We start from the raw sequence: 17,541 nt of genomic DNA, 5'->3' as shown, positions 1-17,541 counted from the left end.
GCCGCCGCAGGGCACGACTAAAGTTCCAGTGCCGACGGCCGCGTAGAGCCACCCCATGGGTGGCGCACAAAAAAAGGGTGGCCCCGCAGGACCACCCTCGATACGCGTCAGCGCCGCCTCGGCGGCGGACACATCACTCCACCGTCACGCTCTTTGCCAGGTTGCGCGGCTTGTCCACGTCTGTCCCGCGGGCCAGCGCGGTGTGATAGGCCAACAGCTGCACGGGAATCGTATGCACGATCGGGCTCAGCACACCGGCATGGCGCGGCGTCCGGATCACATGCACGCCTTCGGACTCGACGAAGTTGCTGTCCTGGTCGGCGAACACGAACAGCTCACCGCCGCGGGCACGCACTTCCTGCATGTTGGATTTGACCTTTTCCAGCAGGCTGTCGTTCGGGGCGATCACCACCACCGGCATCTCTTCATCCACCAACGCCAGCGGGCCATGCTTGAGCTCGCCGGCCGGATAGGCCTCGGCGTGGATGTACGAGATTTCCTTGAGCTTGAGCGCGCCTTCCAGCGCGATCGGGTAATGCAGCCCACGGCCCAGGAACAACGCGCTGTTCCTGCGCGCGAAGCGCTCGGCCCACGCGGCGATCTGCGGCTCCATGTTCAGCGCATGCTGCACGCTGCCCGGCAGGAAGCGCAGCTGTTCCAGGTAGTCCGCTTCCTGGGCGGCATCGATGCGGCCATGCAGCTTGCCCAGCACCACGGTGAGCTGGAACAGCGCGGCCAGCTGGGTAGTGAAGGCCTTGGTCGACGCGACACCGATCTCGGCACCGGCACGGGTGTAGCAGACCAGTTCACTGGCACGCGGGATCGCGCTCTCGGGAACGTTGCAGATCGAGAGCGTGTGCAGGTGGCCGAGCGACTTGGCGTACTTGAGCGCCTCCATCGTATCCAGCGTTTCGCCGGACTGGGAGATGGTGACGATCAGGTGCTTGGGATTCGCGTAGGCCGCGCGATAGCGGTATTCGCTGGCGATCTCGACGCTGCACGGCAGCCCGGCGATTGCCTCGATCCAGTAGCGCGCGGTCAGCCCGGCGTAATAGCTGGTACCGCAGGCAAGAATCTGCACGCCTTCGATATCCGACAGAACGCCCTCGGCATTCTTGCCGAACAGGGTGGCCGGGAAACCGCCGGCATCGATCGCCGCTTCGATGGTGTCGCCCAGCGCGCGCGGCTGCTCGTGGATTTCCTTCTGCATGAAGTGGCGGTACGGGCCCAGCTCCAGCGAGGCCAGCGACACATCGGACAGGTGCACGTCACGCACGATCGGCTGGTTGTGCTCGTCATACACCTGCACGCCATCGCGGCGGATATCGGCGGTATCGCCCTCTTCCAGGAAGATCACCGAGCGGGTGGCCTGGAGGATCGCCGAGACGTCGGAGGCGACGAAGTTCTCGCCCTCGCCCACGCCGATCAGCAGCGGGCAGCCCATGCGCGCACACACGAAGTGATCCGGCTCGGCACGGCTCATCACCGCCAGCGCGTAGGCGCCGGTCAGTTCCTTGACCGTGCGCTGCAGCGCGGACAGCAGGCTGTCGCCTTCCTTGAGGTTATGGTGCATCAGGTGCGCGATCACTTCGGTGTCGGTCTGCGACTCGAAGGTGTAGCCCAACCCGCGCAGCTTCTCGCGCTGTTCTTCGTGGTTCTCGATGATGCCGTTGTGCACCAGCGCCACGCCGTGGCTGATGTGCGGGTGCGCATTGGCCTCGGTCACGCCACCGTGGGTGGCCCAGCGGGTGTGGCCGATCCCGAGCAGCGACTGGAAGCCTTCGCTCGTGGCGGCCTTCTCCATCTCGGCCACGCGGCCGGTGCGGCGCACACGGCGGACGTCAGCTTCGGCGGCAGTGGTGTCGATCACGGCAATGCCCGACGAGTCGTAGCCCCGGTATTCCAGTCGCTTCAGGCCTTCGATGAGTACCGGTACCACGTCGCGATGCGCGATCGCTCCCACAATGCCGCACATAGATTCAGATCCCTGCTGGTTAGCCTCGCATTCTAGCGCGGCGGCCCCGGACGCTTGGGCGCTGTCCGCTTAACGAAAGTGTCCGGTCCGGTGTCCGCGGACACGCGGACACGCCACCCCGATCGCAACCCCTTGTTTTCAAAGGGTGAAAAGTTGGCACGAAGTCTGCTTTGGTACTTCACAACCCAACCGCGAACGAGCCCCATGATCCGCGACACTTCCGCCCAGGACCAGACCCTTTCCTCGCATGCCGCGCCCGCCCCGTGGAAGCGCTGGCTGTGGCCGGCGGTCGCCGCGCTGGTCGTGCTGCTGGCGATCGGCTTCGCCGCCCGCGCCTGGCTCGGTGCCAGCCGCTCGTTCGACAGCGCCCGTGTCCGGGTGGCCGAGGTCACCCGCGGCGACATGGTCCGCGACATCGCCGCGGACGGTCGCGTGATCGCGGCCAACAACCCGGTGCTGTATGCGATCTCCGCCGGCAACGTGAACCTGAAGGTGGTGGCCGGTGACGTGGTCAAGCAGGGCCAGGAACTGGCCGTGATCGACAGCCCCGAACTGCGCAGCAAGCTGGCCCAGGAACAGGCCACCCTGGCCGGTCTGCAGGCCGAGGCGAGCCGCGCCACCCTGGATGCGACCCTGGCGCGCGCCACGGCCCAGAAGGATACCGACCAGGCGGTGATCGAACGCCAGGCGGCCGTGCGCGATCTGGAACGCTACAAGCGTGGCTTCGATGGGGGCGCGGTGCCGCAGGTCGATGTCGCCAAGGCCGAAGACACGGTCAAGAAGAGCGACATCCAGCTCGAACATGCCCGCAAGGACGCCCTGCTCAAGGCCCAGGGCGCCGACCTCGATGCGCGCAACAAGCGCCTGCTCGCCGACCGCCAGCGTGCGGTGGTGACCGAGGTCGAGCGCCAGGTCGACGCCCTCACGCTGCGTGCGCCGTTCGATGGCCAGGTCGGCCAGGTGCAGGCGACCCAGCACACCAACGTGGTCGCCAATGCGCCAATCCTGGGCGTGGTCGACCTGTCGCGCTTCGAGATCGAGATCAAGGTGCCGGAGAGTTTCGCCCGCGAGCTGACGATCGGCATGCCTGCGCAGCTGACCGGCGGCAGCGGCCAGTTCGCCGGCGAGATTTCCGCCGTCTCCCCGGAAGTGGTCGCCGGCGAGGTCAATGCCCGCATCCGTTTCGCCGACAAGCAGCCGCAGGGCCTGCGCCAGAGCCAGCGGATGCAGGCCCGCGTGCTGCTCGATACCCGCCGCAACGCACTCAAGATCGAACGCGGCCCGTTCGTCGAACAGGGCAACGGCTACGCCTACGTCATGGACGGCAGCAGTGCGGTCCGTCGCCCGGTCAAGCTCGGTGTGAGCAGCCTGGGCGAAGTGGAAATCCTCTCTGGCCTGCAGCCCGGCGATCGCGTCGTGGTGTCCGGCAGCGATCTGTTCGGCGATGCCGAGCGCGTCTCCATCAACTGATTCAGTCCCTTTCGATCCTCTCGACTTTCAAAGGAAAACAGCCATGCTTGAAATGCGCTCGGTCGCCAAAGTCTTCCGCACCGAACAGGTGGAAACCCACGCCCTGCGGTCGCTGGACCTGCATGTCCGCGAAGGCGAGTTCGTCGCCGTGACCGGTCCGTCCGGTTCGGGCAAGACCACCTTCCTCAACATCGCCGGCCTGCTGGAGACCTTCACCAGCGGCACCTACCTGCTCGATGGCCAGGACGTCAGCCAGCTCGGCGATGACGCGCGCAGCCGCCTGCGCAACCAGAAGATCGGCTTCATCTTCCAGGGCTTCAACCTGATCTCCGATCTGAACCTGTTCGACAACGTCGATGTGCCGCTGCGCTACCGCGGCATGCCCGCTGCCGAGCGCAAGGAGCGCATCGAGCACGCGCTGGCCCAGGTGGGCCTGGGCTCGCGCATGAAGCATTACCCGGCCGAACTCTCCGGTGGTCAGCAGCAGCGCGCCGCGATCGCGCGGGCGCTGGCGGGCAGCCCGCGCCTGCTGCTGGCCGATGAACCGACCGGCAACCTGGACAGCCAGATGGCCCGTGGCGTCATGGAGCTGCTGGAAGAAATCAATGCCAAGGGCACCACGATCGTGATGGTGACCCACGATCCCGAATTGGCCGCCCGTGCCAAGCGCAACGTGCACATCGTCGACGGCCAGGTCACCGACCTGCTGCGCGACCCGGTGCTTTCCACGCCGCGCCCCGCGGTTGCCGCTGCCATCGCCAACGACTGAGGCCGGCCATGATCGCTTACTACTTCCGACTGGCCCTGCGCAGCTTCCGGCGCAACAAGGTGCTGACCGCGCTGATGGTGATCGCCATCGCGCTGGGCATCGGCGCGTCTATGACCACGCTGACCGTGTTCCACGTGCTGTCCGGTGATCCGATTCCGCAGAAGAGCGACCGGCTCTTCAGCGTGCAGATTGATCCACAGTCGGCGCTTGGCTATCAGCCTGGCGAAGAACCGGCCGACCAGTTGACCCGCTTCGATGCCACCAGACTGCTGAGCGAGAAGCATGCCAAGCGCCAGGCGATGATGACCGGTGGCGGCGTCACCATCGAGCCGGACAGCAGCACGCTGCGTCCGTTCGTCACGGATTCTCGCTACACCTCGGGCGACTTCTTCCCGATGTTCGATACCCCGTTCCAGTACGGCCAGGGCTGGAAGGAATCCGATGACGAGGGCCGCGGCAGGGTCGCGGTGATCACGAAGACACTCAACCAGAAGCTGTTCGATGGCGCCAACAGCGTCGGCAAGTCACTGCGCATCAATGGCAACACGATGACCGTGGTGGGCGTTCTGGACGAGTGGCACCCCAACCCGCACTTCTACGATCTCAACACCGGTCGCTATGGCGACAGCGAAGATGTGTTCGTTCCCTTCACCACGGCCATCGAGCTGAAGTTCGACCGCAGCGGCAGCATGGACTGCTTCGGCCGCCGCAACGAGCCCGATCCGACCGGCCCGACCGCCAGCTGCACCTGGATCCAGTACTGGGTGGAGCTGGAGAACGCCGGGCAAGCTGCGGAGTACCGCCGCTACCTGGAGAACTACTCCGACCAGCAGCGTGCGGCCGGCCGCTTCGAGCGTCCCAACAACGTCCGTCTGCGCAATGTCATGGAGTGGCTGGACTACAAGAAGGTGGTCCCCGGTGACGTGCGCCTGCAGCTGTGGTTGGCGATGGGCTTCCTGCTGGTCTGCCTGATCAATACCGTGGGCCTGCTGCTGGCCAAGTTCCTGCGCCGCAGCGGCGAGATCGGCGTGCGCCGGGCGCTGGGTGCCAGCCGCGGCCAGATCTTCCTGCAGTCGCTCATCGAGGCCGGTACGGTCGGCCTGGCCGGCGGCCTGCTCGGCCTGGTGCTCGCGATGCTGGGACTGTACGCGGTGCGCCAGCAACCGGTGGACTACGCCAAGCTGGCCACGCTGGATGGGCAGATGCTGCTGATGACCTTCGCGCTGACCTTGGTCGCCAGCCTGTTGGCCGGTTTCCTGCCGGCGCTGCGCGCCATGCAGGTCGCGCCCGCCATCCAACTCAAATCGCAGTAAGGATCCGGAGCACACCATGGATATCCGTCCCATCCTCTCCACCCTGCGCCGGCATAAAACCGCCGCGTCGCTGATCGTGCTCGAGATCGCCCTGACCTGCGCCATCGTCTGCAATGCGCTGTTCCTGATCGGGCAGCGCATCGAGAAGATCAACCAGCCCAGCGGCATCGCCGAGACCGAACTGATCGAAGTCCGCCTGGGCGGCATCGGCACCCAGGTCAATGCGGCCGCGCGCACCCGCGAAGACCTGGCGGCGTTGCAGGCCATTCCGGGCGTCAAGAGTGCCGTGACGTTGAACCAGATTCCGTTCCGCAACAGCTCCTGGAACACGGGCCTGGGGCTGACCCCCAACCAGGAACGCTCGACGCTGAGCACCTCCCAGTACTTCGCCCGCGAAGGCGCGCTGGAGACACTGGGCGTGGAGCTGATCGCCGGCCGTGATTTCCAGAGCGACGAATACCGCGACGCAGCGGATGCCCTGACCGACGAGAACGCCGAAAAAACGGGCTCGGCGATCATCGTCACCAAGGCGATTGCCGACAAGATGTTCCCCGGCGGTGATGCCTTGGGCAAGACGGTCTACAGCGGTTCCATGCCGCTGCGCATCGTCGGCATCGTCAAGGTGCTGGCCCGCCCGAACCCGGTTGGCGGCGACATCCAGTATTCGATCATGCTGCCGTTGCGGGCGACCTACGACGAAGGCTTCTACCTGATCCGTGTCACCGATCCCGCGCGTCGGGACGAGGTGATCAAGGCAGCAGTGACGGCACTGGAACGTGTCGATTCGAGCCGGCTGATCCGCGGCAAATCCACCTACGAGGAACAGCGCAACAAGTACTTCGCCAACGACCGCGCCATGGTCGGCCTGCTGATCACCGTGTGCGTTGCCCTGCTGGTGGTGACGGCACTGGGCATCGTTGGTCTGGCCAGCTTCTGGGTGCAGCAGCGCACCAAGCAGATCGGCATCCGCCGGGCGCTGGGCGCGACCCGCAGCCAGATCCTGCGCTACTTCCAGACCGAGAACTTCCTGTTGGCCACGGTTGGGATCGTGTTGGGCATGTTGATGGCCTACACGATCAATCTGTGGCTGATGAACAACTACGAGCTGCCACGCATGCCCATCAGTTACCTGCCGATCGGCGCGGTACTGCTGTGGCTGCTGGGCCAGATCGCTGTCTTCGGCCCGGCCCGTCGCGCCGCCGCCGTCCCCCCTGCCGTTGCCACCCGGAGTGCCTGAAATGCGCCAGACCAATACCAAGACCAAGACCAGGATCACGACCCTGTTGTTGTCCCTCCTGCTGGCCAGCGCACCTGCGCTGGCCGCCACCCAGACCGATACCGCACGCCTGGAGTGGCGTGACGCCGGCCACCATCTGGTGGTGGATGCCCGGGATGGCATCGTGCGCGTCACCACCACCGAACCGAGCAGCTACTTCGGTGTGCGCAGCGGCGACCGGATCCTGCGCGTGGATGGCCAGCCCGTCCGGCGCATGGCCGACCTCACCCATGCGCTGGTTGGCAACAAGGCCACCCGGGTGCCCGTCGTCGTGCTGCGCAAGGGCGACCAGGTGACCGTGGATGTCGACACCGCCGCCTGGAGCGAGGTGCTGGCGGTCGAGACACCGCCCATCCCCCAGCCCGCAACGCCGCCACGCGCCGGCGGCTGAGGCCTGCCACGCCGGGCCATCTGCCCCTTGGCCCGGCGCTCCGGTACTCTTGATTCCACTTCCGGTCCTACGTTGCCGCATGCCCTCGATCCTGATCATTGACGACAACGCCAGCGTCGGCACCGCACTCGACGTGCTGTTCTCGCTGCACGACATCGATACCCTGCACGCGCTCTCGCCCGAGCAGGGGCTGGCGCTGCTGGAACAACAGCCGGTGGACCTGGTGATCCAGGACATGAACTTCACCGAGGACACCACCTCCGGCGAAGAAGGCGAAGCCCTGTTCCAGCAGATCCGTGCACGTCATCCGGACCTGCCGGTGATCCTGTTGACCGCCTGGACACATCTGAGCAGCGCGGTCGATCTGGTCAAGGCGGGCGCGGCGGACTACCTGGCCAAGCCATGGGACGACCGCAAGCTGCTGATCACGGTCAACAACCTGCTGGAGCTCTCCGAAACCCGCCGCGAACTCGATCGCCGCCGCGACCGCGAGCAACGCGATCGCTCGGCGCTGGAGGCCCGCTACGACCTGCGCGGCGCCGTGGTGGCCGATCCGGCCAGCGAGCGCGTGGTCAACCTGGCCTGCCAGGTGGCACGCTCGGCACTGCCGGTGCTGATCACCGGCCCCAACGGCGCGGGCAAGGAGAAGATCGCCGAGATCATCCAGGCCAACTCGCTGGTGGCCAAGGGGCCGTTCGTCGCGCTCAACTGCGGCGCGATTCCGTCCGAGCTGATCGAGGCGGAATTGTTCGGTGCCGAGGCCGGTGCCTACACCGGTGCCAACAAGGCACGCGAAGGCAAGTTCGAGGCCGCCGATGGCGGCACCCTGTTCCTGGATGAGATCGGCAATCTCTCTGCCAGTGGACAGATGAAACTGCTGCGCGTGCTGGAAACCGGCCGTTTCGAACGGCTGGGTTCCAACCGCGAGCGGCAGGTGAAGGTCCGCGTCATCAGCGCGACCAACGCCGATCTGCCCACGATGATCCGCGATGGCCAGTTCCGCGAGGATCTGTACTACCGCCTCAACACTGTCGAGCTGGCGCTGCCGGCCTTGGCCGACCGCCCCGGCGACATCCTGCCGCTGGCCGAACGCTTCCTGGACACTGGCAAGCCACTGTCCACCGCGGCGGCCACCGCGCTTCAGCGGCATGCCTGGCCGGGCAATGTGCGCGAGCTGCGCAACGTGCTGCAGCGCGCCCAACTGTTCGCGACGGGACCGCGCATCGAGGCAGGCGATCTCAACCTGCCGCGCGCCGCGGCCCCGCGCGCGGCCAGCCCGGCCGTGGACCCGGACCGCAGCCGGATCGAAACCGCACTGGCGCATAACCACGGCATCATTGCCCAGACCGCTGCCGAACTCGGGCTCAGCCGCCAGGCGCTGTACCGGCGCATGGACCGTTACGGCATCCCGCGCGAATGAAGCGGCGCTCGTTCACCTTCCGGCTGTTCCTGCGGCTGCTGCCGGTCCTGGCACTGGCAGCTGCATTCCCGTGGTATCTGGCGTTCTGGCTGGACCATGGTTGGGCGGTCACCTGCATTTCGGTTGTCGTGCTGCTGGCGCTGATGTGGTGGAGCCTGCGCCGCGCGACCGCACCGATCCGCTCGTTGCTGCGCGCCCTGTCCGGCACCACCAGCAGCTACCGCGACGGTGAATACAACTTCGGCATCTATTGGCCCTCCAATGATGAGCTGGGCGATCTGGTCCAGGCCCACCGCGAACTGGGCGATGTGCTGCGTGCGCAGCGCCAGGACCTGGTCCAGCGCGAGCTGCTGCTGGACACCATGGTGCAGAACACGCCGGTATCGATGCTGTTGCTGGCGCACGGGGGCGACGGCGTGCAGCGCGTGGTGTTTTCCAACCTGGCGGCGCGCAAGTTGCTGCACAACGGTTGGAAGCTGGAGGGCCAGCGCATGGACGACGTCATGGCGACGATGCCGATCGAGCTGCGCGACGCCATCGCCCGCGGGGGCGACAGCCTCTTCGCGGTGCGTGGCGAAGGCCAGGACAGCGACGATGAGCGCGATGAGGACGACGAGCAGATCTATCACCTGTCACGCCGCAACTTCCATCTCAACGGCCGCCCGCACGATCTGCTGTTGATCCGCCTGCTGACCGCCGAACTGCGCCGCCAGGAAGTGCAGACCTGGAAGAAGGTGATCCGGGTGATCAGCCACGAGTTGAACAACTCCCTGGCGCCGATCGCCTCGCTGGCGCATTCCGGTGGCGAGCTGGTCCGGCGCGGCAAGACCGAGCGGCTGGAAGAGGTGTTCGCCACCATCGAGGAGCGCGCGCGTCATCTGGAAGGCTTCATCCGCGGCTATGCGCGGTTCGCCAAGCTGCCACAGCCGCAGTTGCAGACCGTACAGTGGAACCTGTTCCTGGGCGGGCTGCAGCACCAGATTCCGTTCCGGATGGCGGAGGTACCCGACGATCTGCAGAGCCGCGTGGACATCGCCCAGCTCGGGCAGGCGCTGCTGAACCTGCTCAAGAATGCCCATGAAGCGTGTGGCGAGGCCGAGCCGCCGAATGACGACGTCGAGGTCCGCCTGACCCGCCTGCCCCAGTGGCTGCGGCTGGAAGTACTGGATCGCGGCAAGGGCATGAACGAGGCGGTGCTGCAGAACGCGTTGATGCCGTTCTATTCGACCAAGCGCAACGGCACCGGGCTCGGCCTGGCGCTGACCCGTGAGATCGTCGAAGCGCATGGTGGCCGCATTTCGCTGCAGAACCGCCGCGAGGGCGGTCTGTGCGTGGCGGTGTTCCTGCCGGCTGACGCCCGGTAGACCGGCCGCTGGGCGGCACCGTCGTGGCCCCGGGATCGCCTGGTTGCCGGCCAGCGGCCGGCACTACTTCTTCGTCGGGCGCTTCCAGCCGTCGATGGTTTCCTGACGTGCGCGGGCGACGGTCAGTTTGTCCGCCGGGGCGCCGCGGGTGATCACCGAGCCAGCGGCGACGGTTGCGCCTTCCCCGATCACGACCGGCGCGACCAGCGAGCTGTTGGATCCGATGAAGGCACGATCGCCGATCGTGGTCTGCGACTTGTTCACCCCGTCGTAGTTGCAGGTGATGGTGCCCGCACCGATGTTGACCTTGCTGCCGATCACCGCGTCGCCCAGATAGGTAAGGTGGTTGGCCTTGCTGCCGGCACCGAGCACGACTTTCTTGGTTTCCACGAAGTTGCCCACGTGCGAGCCCTCCCCCAGCACGGTGCCGGGGCGCAGCCGCGCGAACGGACCGATGTCTGCCGCACCTTCGCTGACCACGCCCTCCAGATCGCAGTGCGGCTTGACCACGGTGCCCGAGGCCAGGAAAACATCCTTGAGCCGGGTGAACGCGCCGATGCTGACGCCATCGCCCAGCACCACACGTCCCTCCAGGATCACGTTGACGTCGATCTGCACGTCGCTGCCGACCGTGACGGTGCCACGGATATCCAGCCGTGCCGGGTCCAGTACGCGTGCGCCCTGCGCGCACAGCGCACGCACTTCGCGCAGCTGCCAGGCGCGTTCAAGCTGGGCCAGCTGCCATGGATCGTTGGCACCTTCGGCGTCCTGCGGGTCCTGCACGAACGCCATCTCGGCCGGCGTGTAATCGCTGGCCGCCGCGGCAAAGATGTCGGTCAGGTAGTACTCGCCCTGCGCGTTCGCATTGGACAGCTGCGACAACCAACGGCGCAGTGCCGTGGATTCGGCGGTGATGATGCCGGTATTGATGGTCCGGATGCTGCGCTGTTCGTCGGTGGCGTCTTTCTGCTCGACGATCGCCCCGACCTTGCCCTCGGCATTGCGCACGATGCGCCCGTAGCCCGTCGGATCGGCGACCTCGGCCACCAGCACGGCCAAGCGGCCCGGCTGCGACAACAGGTGGCGCAACGTCTCGCCGCGGATCAACGGCACATCGCCGTACAACACCAGAACGGTTGCCGCATCCGGCACTTCCGGCATGGCCTGCAGCACGGCATGCCCGGTGCCCAGCTGCTCGCTCTGCTCCGCCCAGCGCAGATCGGGCTGATCGGCCAATGCCTGCCGCACCGCTTCGCCGCCATGGCCGTACACCACGTGGATCGCTTCAGGCTGCAGCTGACGCGCGGTCTCGATGACGTGGGCGAGCATCGGGCGGCCGGCGATCGGCTGCAGCACCTTGGGCAGGGCCGACTTCATGCGCTTGCCGGCGCCGGCGGCCAGGATGATCACGTGCAGGGGCTGGGTCATGGGTAGATCACGTTCCGGGTATCGTTGATGGGAATTCTAGTGCGACGCTCGTTAACATGTGGGATTGTCCGCACCCGGAGTGCACGTGAGTCTCCTCCGCCAAGGCAGCCGCTATCTCGTCGTCGGCCTGGTCCAGCTGGTGTTGGACTGGGCCGTGTTCGTGGCTGCCACCGCACTGGGAATGCCAGCGGCACCCGGCAACCTGCTGGGGCGCGTGAGCGGCATGCTGCTCGGCTTCTGGCTCAATGGCCGCTACACGTTTGCCCGCGATGGCGAGCATCGTCTGGGCTGGCCACGCTTTGCACGCTTCCTGCTGCTGTGGGCCGTGCTGACCGCGATCAGCACGCTGCTGGTGACCCTGGCCGCCGAGCACCTGGGGCTGCGCTATGCGTGGCTGGCCAAACCGTTGGTGGAGGGCGGGCTGGCCGGGCTGTCATTCCTGCTGATGCGGACGCTGATCTTCCGCTGAGAAAAAAAAACGCCGGCAAGCCGGCGTTTTCCCCCTTGCGGATGGCGCCGTCGCGCCGCCCCGCTTAGTGCTTGAGGTTCTTGCGCAGGCGCTCCAGCGCCTGCAGCTGGGCGGACACTTCCGCCAGGCGCTGCTGCGCTTCCGCCACTTCCATTGCTTCACCACGGTTGGCCAGGATGCGCTCGGCTTCTTCCTTGGCCTTGCGGACCGAAGCTTCGTCGATGTCCTGGGCACGGATCGCGGTGTCGGCCAGCACGGTCACGACCTGCGGCTGCACTTCGAGAATGCCGCCGGAGATGGCGAAGTCGATCTGCTCGCCGCTCGGCGTGGTCACCACCACCTTGCCCGGCTTCAGACGGGTGATCAGCGGGGCGTGCTTGGGCGCGATGCCCAGCTCACCCAGCTCACCGGTGGCCACGACCAGGGTCGCCTCACCACGGAAGATTTCCTGCTCGGCGCTGACGATGTCGCAACGGATGGTGCTCATGAAACTCTTCTCGCTTTAGGGCGGGCTCGCGCCCACCGCAGGATGTCCTCAGCGGTGGGCCTGCGCCCACCCCGTGTGACGGGTCGGGACGGGCGTGTCGCCCGTCCCCGCCGCATCAGGCCTTTTCAGCCATCTTCTTGGCCTTCTCGACCGCTTCTTCGATGCTGCCGACCATGTAGAACGCCTGTTCCGGCAGGTGGTCGTATTCGCCATCGACGATGGCCTTGAAGCCACGGATGGTGTCCTTCAGCGACACGTACTTGCCCGGCGAACCGGTGAACACTTCGGCCACGTGGAACGGCTGGCTGAAGAAGCGCTCGATCTTACGGGCGCGGGTCACGGCCTGCTTGTCTTCTTCGGACAGTTCGTCCATGCCCAGGATGGCGATGATGTCCTTCAGCTCCTTGTACTTCTGCAAGGTCTGCTGGACGCGCTGGGCGGTGTCGTAATGCTCGTGGCCAATGACCAGCGGATCCATCTGGCGGCTGGTCGAGTCGAGCGGATCCACGGCCGGGTAGATACCCAGCGAGGCGATCGAACGCGACAGGGTCACGGTCGAATCCAGGTGGGCGAACGTGGTGGCCGGCGACGGATCGGTCAAGTCATCGGCGGGCACGTAGACGGCCTGAATCGAGGTGATCGAGCCGTTCTTGGTCGAGGTGATGCGCTCCTGCAGAACGCCCATTTCCTCGGCCAGGGTCGGCTGGTAACCCACGGCCGACGGCATACGGCCCAGCAGTGCCGACACTTCGGTACCGGCCAGGGTGTAGCGGTAGATGTTGTCGACGAACAGCAGCACGTCCTTGCCCTTGCCGTTTTCGTCCTTCTCATCGCGGAAGTACTCGGCCATGGTCAGGCCGGTCAGCGCGACGCGCAGACGGTTGCCCGGCGGCTCGTTCATCTGGCCGTACACCATCGCGACCTTGTCCAGGACGTTGGAGTCCTTCATCTCGTGGTAGAAGTCGTTGCCCTCACGGGTACGCTCACCCACGCCGGCGAACACGGACAGACCGCTGTGCGCCTTGGCGATGTTGTTGATCAGTTCCATCATGTTGACGGTCTTGCCGACGCCGGCGCCGCCGAACAGGCCGACCTTGCCGCCCTTGGCGAACGGGCACATCAGGTCGATGACCTTGATGCCGGTTTCCAGCAGCTCGGTGGCCGGGGACTGGTCTTCGTACGACGGGGCCGAACGATGGATTTCCCAGGTGTCACTGGCGGTGACCGGACCGGCTTCGTCGATCGGGCGACCCAGCACGTCCATGATGCGGCCCAGCGTGCCCGCGCCGACCGGCACCGAGATGGCGCGTTCGGTGTTGGTGGCGACCAAGTTGCGCTTCAGGCCGTCGGTGGAGCCCAGCGCGATGCAACGGACCACGCCGTCGCCCAGCTGCTGCTGCACTTCCAGCGTGATTTCGGTGTTGTCCACCTTCAGCGCGTGGTACACCTTCGGCACCGACTCGCGGGGGAATTCGACGTCGACGACGGCGCCGATGATCTGAACGATCTTGCCCTGACTCATTGCTGCAATCCTCTAATGTGTGCTTTGACTGTGCGCGTCAGACTGCTGCCGCGCCGCCGACGATTTCGGAGATTTCCTGGGTGATCGCTGCCTGGCGGGCCTTGTTGTAGACCAGCTGCAGGGTTCCGATCAGCTTGTTCGCGTTGTCACTGGCCGACTTCATCGCGACCATGCGGGCTGCATGCTCGGACGCGACGTTTTCCAGCACGGCCTGGTACACCAGCGACTCGACGTAACGCGTCATCACGTGCTCAAGCACGGTCGCAGCGTCGGGTTCGTACAGGTAGTCCCAGTCGTGATGCGCGACCTGCTTCTCAGCAGCCGGCAACGGCAGCAGCTGATCGAAGCTGGCCTTCTGCGTCATCGTATTGATGAAGCGGTTGTAGACCAGGTACACGCGGTCGACCTTGCCGTCGGTGAACGCATCGAGCATCACCTTGATCACGCCGATCAGCTGTTCCAGGTGCGGCACATCGCCCATGTGGGTGACGGTGCCGACCATGTTGACCTTGACGCGACGGAAGAAGGTCGAGGCTTTCTGGCCGACGGTGACCACGTCGATGTCGGCGCCCTTGTCCTGCCACTGGCGCATTTCGCCCAGCATCTTGCGGAACAGGTTGTTGTTCAGGCCGCCGGCCAGACCGCGGTCGGACGAGACCACGATGTAACCGACGCGCTTGACCTCGTCACGCTGGACCAGGAACGGATGCTGGTAGTCGGTGCTGGCCTGGGCCAGGTGACCGATCACCTGCTTCATCGCCTGCGCATACGGACGCGACGTCTTCATCCGCTCCTGCGCTTTGCGGATTTTGGAGGCCGAGACCATTTCGAGCGCACGCGTCACCTTGCGGGTGTTCTGCACGCTCTTGATCTTGGTTTTGATTTCGCGTCCGCTTGCCATCTCTTCTTCCCGTGGCGCGGGGCACAGGCCCCGCGTTTGACGTAGAGCGGAGCGTTGCTCCGCTGCTTTCAGCCCAGCGGAGCAACGCTCCGCTCTACAGGACCGGTATTACCAGCTGCCGGTGGTCTTGAACTCGGTGATGCCCTTCTTGAAGGCAGCCTCGATATCGTTGTCCCAGCCGCCGGTCGCGTTGATCTTGTTGATCAGCTCGCCCTGGGTGTTGGCGAAGTGGGCATGCAGACCTTCTTCCAGCGCCAGCAGCTTGTTGACCGGCACGTCGTCGAGGTAACCCTCGTTGACGGCGTAGATCGACAGCGCCTGGTTGGCGATGGACATCGGGGCGTACTGCTTCTGCTTCATCAGCTCGGTGACGCGCTGACCGCGCTCAAGCTGCTTGCGGGTGGCTTCGTCCAGATCCGAGGCGAACTGCGCGAACGCCGCCAGCTCACGGTACTGGGCCAGCGAGATACGGATGCCGCCGGACAGCTTCTTGATGATCTTGGTCTGGGCCGCACCACCGACACGCGACACCGAGATACCGGCGTTCACGGCCGGGCGGATGCCCGAGTTGAACAGATCGGTTTCCAGGAAGATCTGGCCGTCGGTGATCGAGATCACGTTGGTCGGCACGAACGCCGAGACGTCACCGGCCTGGGTTTCGATGATCGGCAGCGCGGTGAGCGAGCCGGTCTTGCCCTTGACGGCGCCGTTGGTGAACTTTTCCACATACTCTTCGGACACGCGGGCAGCGCGCTCGAGCAGGCGGGAGTGCAGGTAGAACACGTCACCCGGGTAGGCTTCACGGCCCGGCGGACGCTTCAGCAGCAGCGAGATCTGGCGGTAGGCCACGGCCTGCTTGGACAGATCGTCGTACACGATCAGCGCGTCTTCGCCGCGGTCCATGAAGTACTCGCCCATGGTGCAGCCCGAGTAGGCGCTGATGTACTGCATCGCGGCCGATTCGGACGCGGTCGCAGCGACCACCACGGTGTGCGCCAGGGCGCCGTTCTCTTCCAGCTTGCGCACGATGTTGGCCACGGTCGACGCCTTCTGGCCGATCGCGACGTACACGCACTTGATGCCGGTTTCTTTCTGGTTGATCACCGCATCGATGGCCAGGGCGGTCTTGCCGGTCTGGCGGTCACCGATGACCAGCTCGCGCTGGCCGCGGCCGATCGGGATCATCGAGTCGACGGACTTGTAACCGGTCTGCACCGGCTGGTCGACCGACTTGCGCCAGATCACGCCCGGAGCAACGCGCTCCACCGGCGCGGTGGCCTTGGCCGCGATCGGGCCCTTGCCGTCGATCGGCTCGCCGAGCGCGTTCACGACGCGGCCCAGCATTTCCGGACCGACCGGCACTTCCAGGATGCGACCGGTGGTCTTGGCGACGTCGCCTTCGCGCAGGTTCTGGTAATCACCCAGCACCACGGCGCCGACCGAGTCGCGCTCCAGGTTCAGGGCCAGTGCGAAGGTGTTGTTCGGCAGTTCGATCATTTCGCCCTGCATCACGTCGGCCAGACCGAAGATGCGCACGATGCCGTCGGACACGCTGGTCACGGTGCCTTCGTTGCGCGATTCCGCGGCCAGCTTGACCTTCTCGATGCGGTTCTTGATCAGTTCGCTGATTTCGGAGGGGTTGAGCGTGGTTGCCATCGTCAAGTCCTAGTGCCGGCGATCACGCCGGACGTTAAATGAATTCAGTTAGCGAGCGCGGTCTGCAGGCGCGACAGCTTGCCCTTGAGCGAGCCATCGATGACCACATCACCGGCGTCGATCACGGCACCGCCGATCAGCGACGCATCGACCGCGGTCGTCACATCCACCTCGGCGCCGAAGCGCTTGCGCAGCGCGGCCTTGATGGCGTCCAGTTCGGCGCCGGACAATTCGGTGGCCGAGGTCACCGTGGCCTTGACCACGTGTTCGGCTTCAGCGCGCAGCTGGTCATACATACCGGCGATTTCCGGCAGCAGCGGCAGACGGTGCGCATCGGCCAGGATGGCCAGGAAGCGACCGAAGGTCTCGCTGGACGATTCCGGCACCAGCATCGCGACGGCATCGCCGCGATCCAGTTCCGGGTTCGACAGCAAGGCCGCCACGCGCGGGTCGGCAGCTACGTGGGCGGAGAACGCAAGCGCGTCCGACCACGGCGCGAACGTGCCTTCGTCGCGCGCGGTCGCGAACGCGGCGCGGGCATACGGGCGTGCAAGCGTGAGGGCCTGGCTCATCGATCAGATCTCCGAGGCCAGCTCGTCGAGCAGCGCCTTGTGGGCGTTGGCGTCGATTTCGCGCTTGAGCAGCTTTTCGGCACCGCTTACGGCCAGCGCGGACACCTGCTTGCGCAGATCTTCACGGGCACGGTTGGCGGCAGCGTCGATCTCGGCGTAGGCCAGATCTTTCTGGCGGTTGGCTTCGACGATGGCTTCATTCTTGGCGGCATCAACGATCTGGTTGGCGCGTGCATGGGCCTGATCGATGATCTCGTTGGCCTTGGTGCGCGCATCCTTCAGTGCATCGTTGACCTTTTCCTGGGCCTGGGCCAGGTCTTTCTGGCTGCGATCAGCAGCGGCAAGGCCTTCAGCGATCTTCTGCTGACGCTCTTCGATGGCGTTCATCAACGGCGGCCAGATCTTGGTCGCGATGATCCAGATCAGTCCGGCAAACGCCAGTGCCTGGGCAACGAGGGTAAAACCGATATCCATGGGGTTCGCTCAATCTGGGGTGATGGGGTGGTTGCGCCGCCCAAAGCGGCGCAG

General features: G+C 65.7%; 16 protein-coding genes. 8 read left to right on the top strand and 8 right to left on the bottom strand.

Annotation, left to right across the window (positions count from 1 at the left end):
- Window positions 1-133: 133 nt before the first annotated feature.
- Window positions 134-1,975 carry a glutamine--fructose-6-phosphate transaminase (isomerizing) gene (glmS, locus tag ABE571_RS12405; RefSeq protein WP_346493786.1) on the bottom strand — a complete coding sequence of 614 codons (1,842 nt, stop codon included), beginning with the start codon at window positions 1,973-1,975 and terminating at the stop codon, window positions 134-136.
- 204 nt (window positions 1,976-2,179) lie between these two features.
- Here glmS and ABE571_RS12400 point away from each other — a divergent pair, with 204 nt between their 5' ends.
- The 7 genes from ABE571_RS12400 (at window position 2,180) to ABE571_RS12370 (ending at window position 9,978) form a co-directional block, all read left to right on the top strand.
- Window positions 2,180-3,445, top strand: a complete 1,266-nt coding sequence (locus ABE571_RS12400) for an efflux RND transporter periplasmic adaptor subunit (protein ID WP_313209109.1) — start codon at window positions 2,180-2,182, stop codon at window positions 3,443-3,445.
- Window positions 3,446-3,488: 43 nt separating this feature from the next.
- Window positions 3,489-4,214 (top strand): ABC transporter ATP-binding protein, encoded by a 726-nt coding sequence (locus ABE571_RS12395; RefSeq protein WP_176988123.1) that lies wholly within the window; start codon window positions 3,489-3,491, stop codon window positions 4,212-4,214.
- An 8-nt stretch (window positions 4,215-4,222) separates the two neighbouring features.
- Window positions 4,223-5,527 (top strand): ABC transporter permease, encoded by a 1,305-nt coding sequence (locus tag ABE571_RS12390; RefSeq protein ID WP_313209108.1) that lies wholly within the window; start codon window positions 4,223-4,225, stop codon window positions 5,525-5,527.
- 16 nt (window positions 5,528-5,543) lie between these two features.
- Window positions 5,544-6,764 carry an FtsX-like permease family protein gene (locus tag ABE571_RS12385; protein ID WP_313209107.1) on the top strand — a complete coding sequence of 407 codons (1,221 nt, stop codon included), beginning with the start codon at window positions 5,544-5,546 and terminating at the stop codon, window positions 6,762-6,764.
- 1 nt (window position 6,765) lies between these two features.
- Complete coding sequence (locus ABE571_RS12380; protein ID WP_313219538.1) at window positions 6,766-7,194, top strand: PDZ domain-containing protein; 429 nt, start codon at window positions 6,766-6,768, stop codon at window positions 7,192-7,194.
- 79 nt (window positions 7,195-7,273) lie between these two features.
- Window positions 7,274-8,614: a sigma-54 dependent transcriptional regulator gene (locus tag ABE571_RS12375; RefSeq protein WP_313209105.1), complete on the top strand. Its 1,341-nt coding sequence runs from the start codon at window positions 7,274-7,276 to the stop codon at window positions 8,612-8,614.
- Window positions 8,611-9,978 carry an ATP-binding protein gene (locus ABE571_RS12370; protein ID WP_313209104.1) on the top strand — a complete coding sequence of 456 codons (1,368 nt, stop codon included), beginning with the start codon at window positions 8,611-8,613 and terminating at the stop codon, window positions 9,976-9,978. The genes ABE571_RS12375 and ABE571_RS12370 overlap by 4 nt, the downstream gene beginning before the upstream one ends.
- A gap of 63 nt (window positions 9,979-10,041) precedes the next feature.
- On the opposite strand, the gene glmU is transcribed toward ABE571_RS12370, so the two are convergent.
- Entirely contained in the window at window positions 10,042-11,406 is a 1,365-nt protein-coding gene (glmU, locus tag ABE571_RS12365; protein WP_346493785.1) for a bifunctional UDP-N-acetylglucosamine diphosphorylase/glucosamine-1-phosphate N-acetyltransferase GlmU, read from the bottom strand.
- 85 nt (window positions 11,407-11,491) lie between these two features.
- Between glmU and ABE571_RS12360 the strand changes: the two genes are divergently transcribed.
- Complete coding sequence (locus tag ABE571_RS12360) at window positions 11,492-11,875, top strand: GtrA family protein (protein WP_313219537.1); 384 nt, start codon at window positions 11,492-11,494, stop codon at window positions 11,873-11,875.
- A gap of 64 nt (window positions 11,876-11,939) precedes the next feature.
- Here ABE571_RS12360 and ABE571_RS12355 read toward each other — a convergent pair whose 3' ends face one another.
- The 6 genes from ABE571_RS12355 to ABE571_RS12330 form a co-directional block, all read right to left on the bottom strand.
- Window positions 11,940-12,362, bottom strand: a complete 423-nt coding sequence (locus ABE571_RS12355) for a F0F1 ATP synthase subunit epsilon (protein ID WP_019183637.1) — start codon at window positions 12,360-12,362, stop codon at window positions 11,940-11,942.
- Between the two features lie 115 nt (window positions 12,363-12,477).
- A complete protein-coding gene (gene atpD / locus ABE571_RS12350; RefSeq protein ID WP_313209101.1) occupies window positions 12,478-13,884 on the bottom strand; it encodes a F0F1 ATP synthase subunit beta in 1,407 nt (468 codons plus the stop codon).
- Between the two features lie 37 nt (window positions 13,885-13,921).
- On the bottom strand, window positions 13,922-14,785 hold the full coding sequence (atpG, locus tag ABE571_RS12345) for a F0F1 ATP synthase subunit gamma (RefSeq protein WP_176988116.1): 864 nt from the start codon (window positions 14,783-14,785) through the stop codon (window positions 13,922-13,924).
- A 108-nt stretch (window positions 14,786-14,893) separates the two neighbouring features.
- Complete coding sequence (atpA, locus tag ABE571_RS12340) at window positions 14,894-16,441, bottom strand: F0F1 ATP synthase subunit alpha (protein WP_088433869.1); 1,548 nt, start codon at window positions 16,439-16,441, stop codon at window positions 14,894-14,896.
- A 44-nt stretch (window positions 16,442-16,485) separates the two neighbouring features.
- Complete coding sequence (locus tag ABE571_RS12335; RefSeq protein WP_088433764.1) at window positions 16,486-17,013, bottom strand: F0F1 ATP synthase subunit delta; 528 nt, start codon at window positions 17,011-17,013, stop codon at window positions 16,486-16,488.
- 3 nt (window positions 17,014-17,016) lie between these two features.
- Window positions 17,017-17,487 (bottom strand): F0F1 ATP synthase subunit B, encoded by a 471-nt coding sequence (locus ABE571_RS12330; RefSeq protein ID WP_088433763.1) that lies wholly within the window; start codon window positions 17,485-17,487, stop codon window positions 17,017-17,019.
- Window positions 17,488-17,541: the final 54 nt, after the last annotated feature.

The organism is Stenotrophomonas sp. TWI273, assembly GCF_039674765.1.
GTDB lineage: Bacteria > Pseudomonadota > Gammaproteobacteria > Xanthomonadales > Xanthomonadaceae > Stenotrophomonas.
This window is presented reverse-complemented; position numbering and strand designations above follow the sequence as displayed.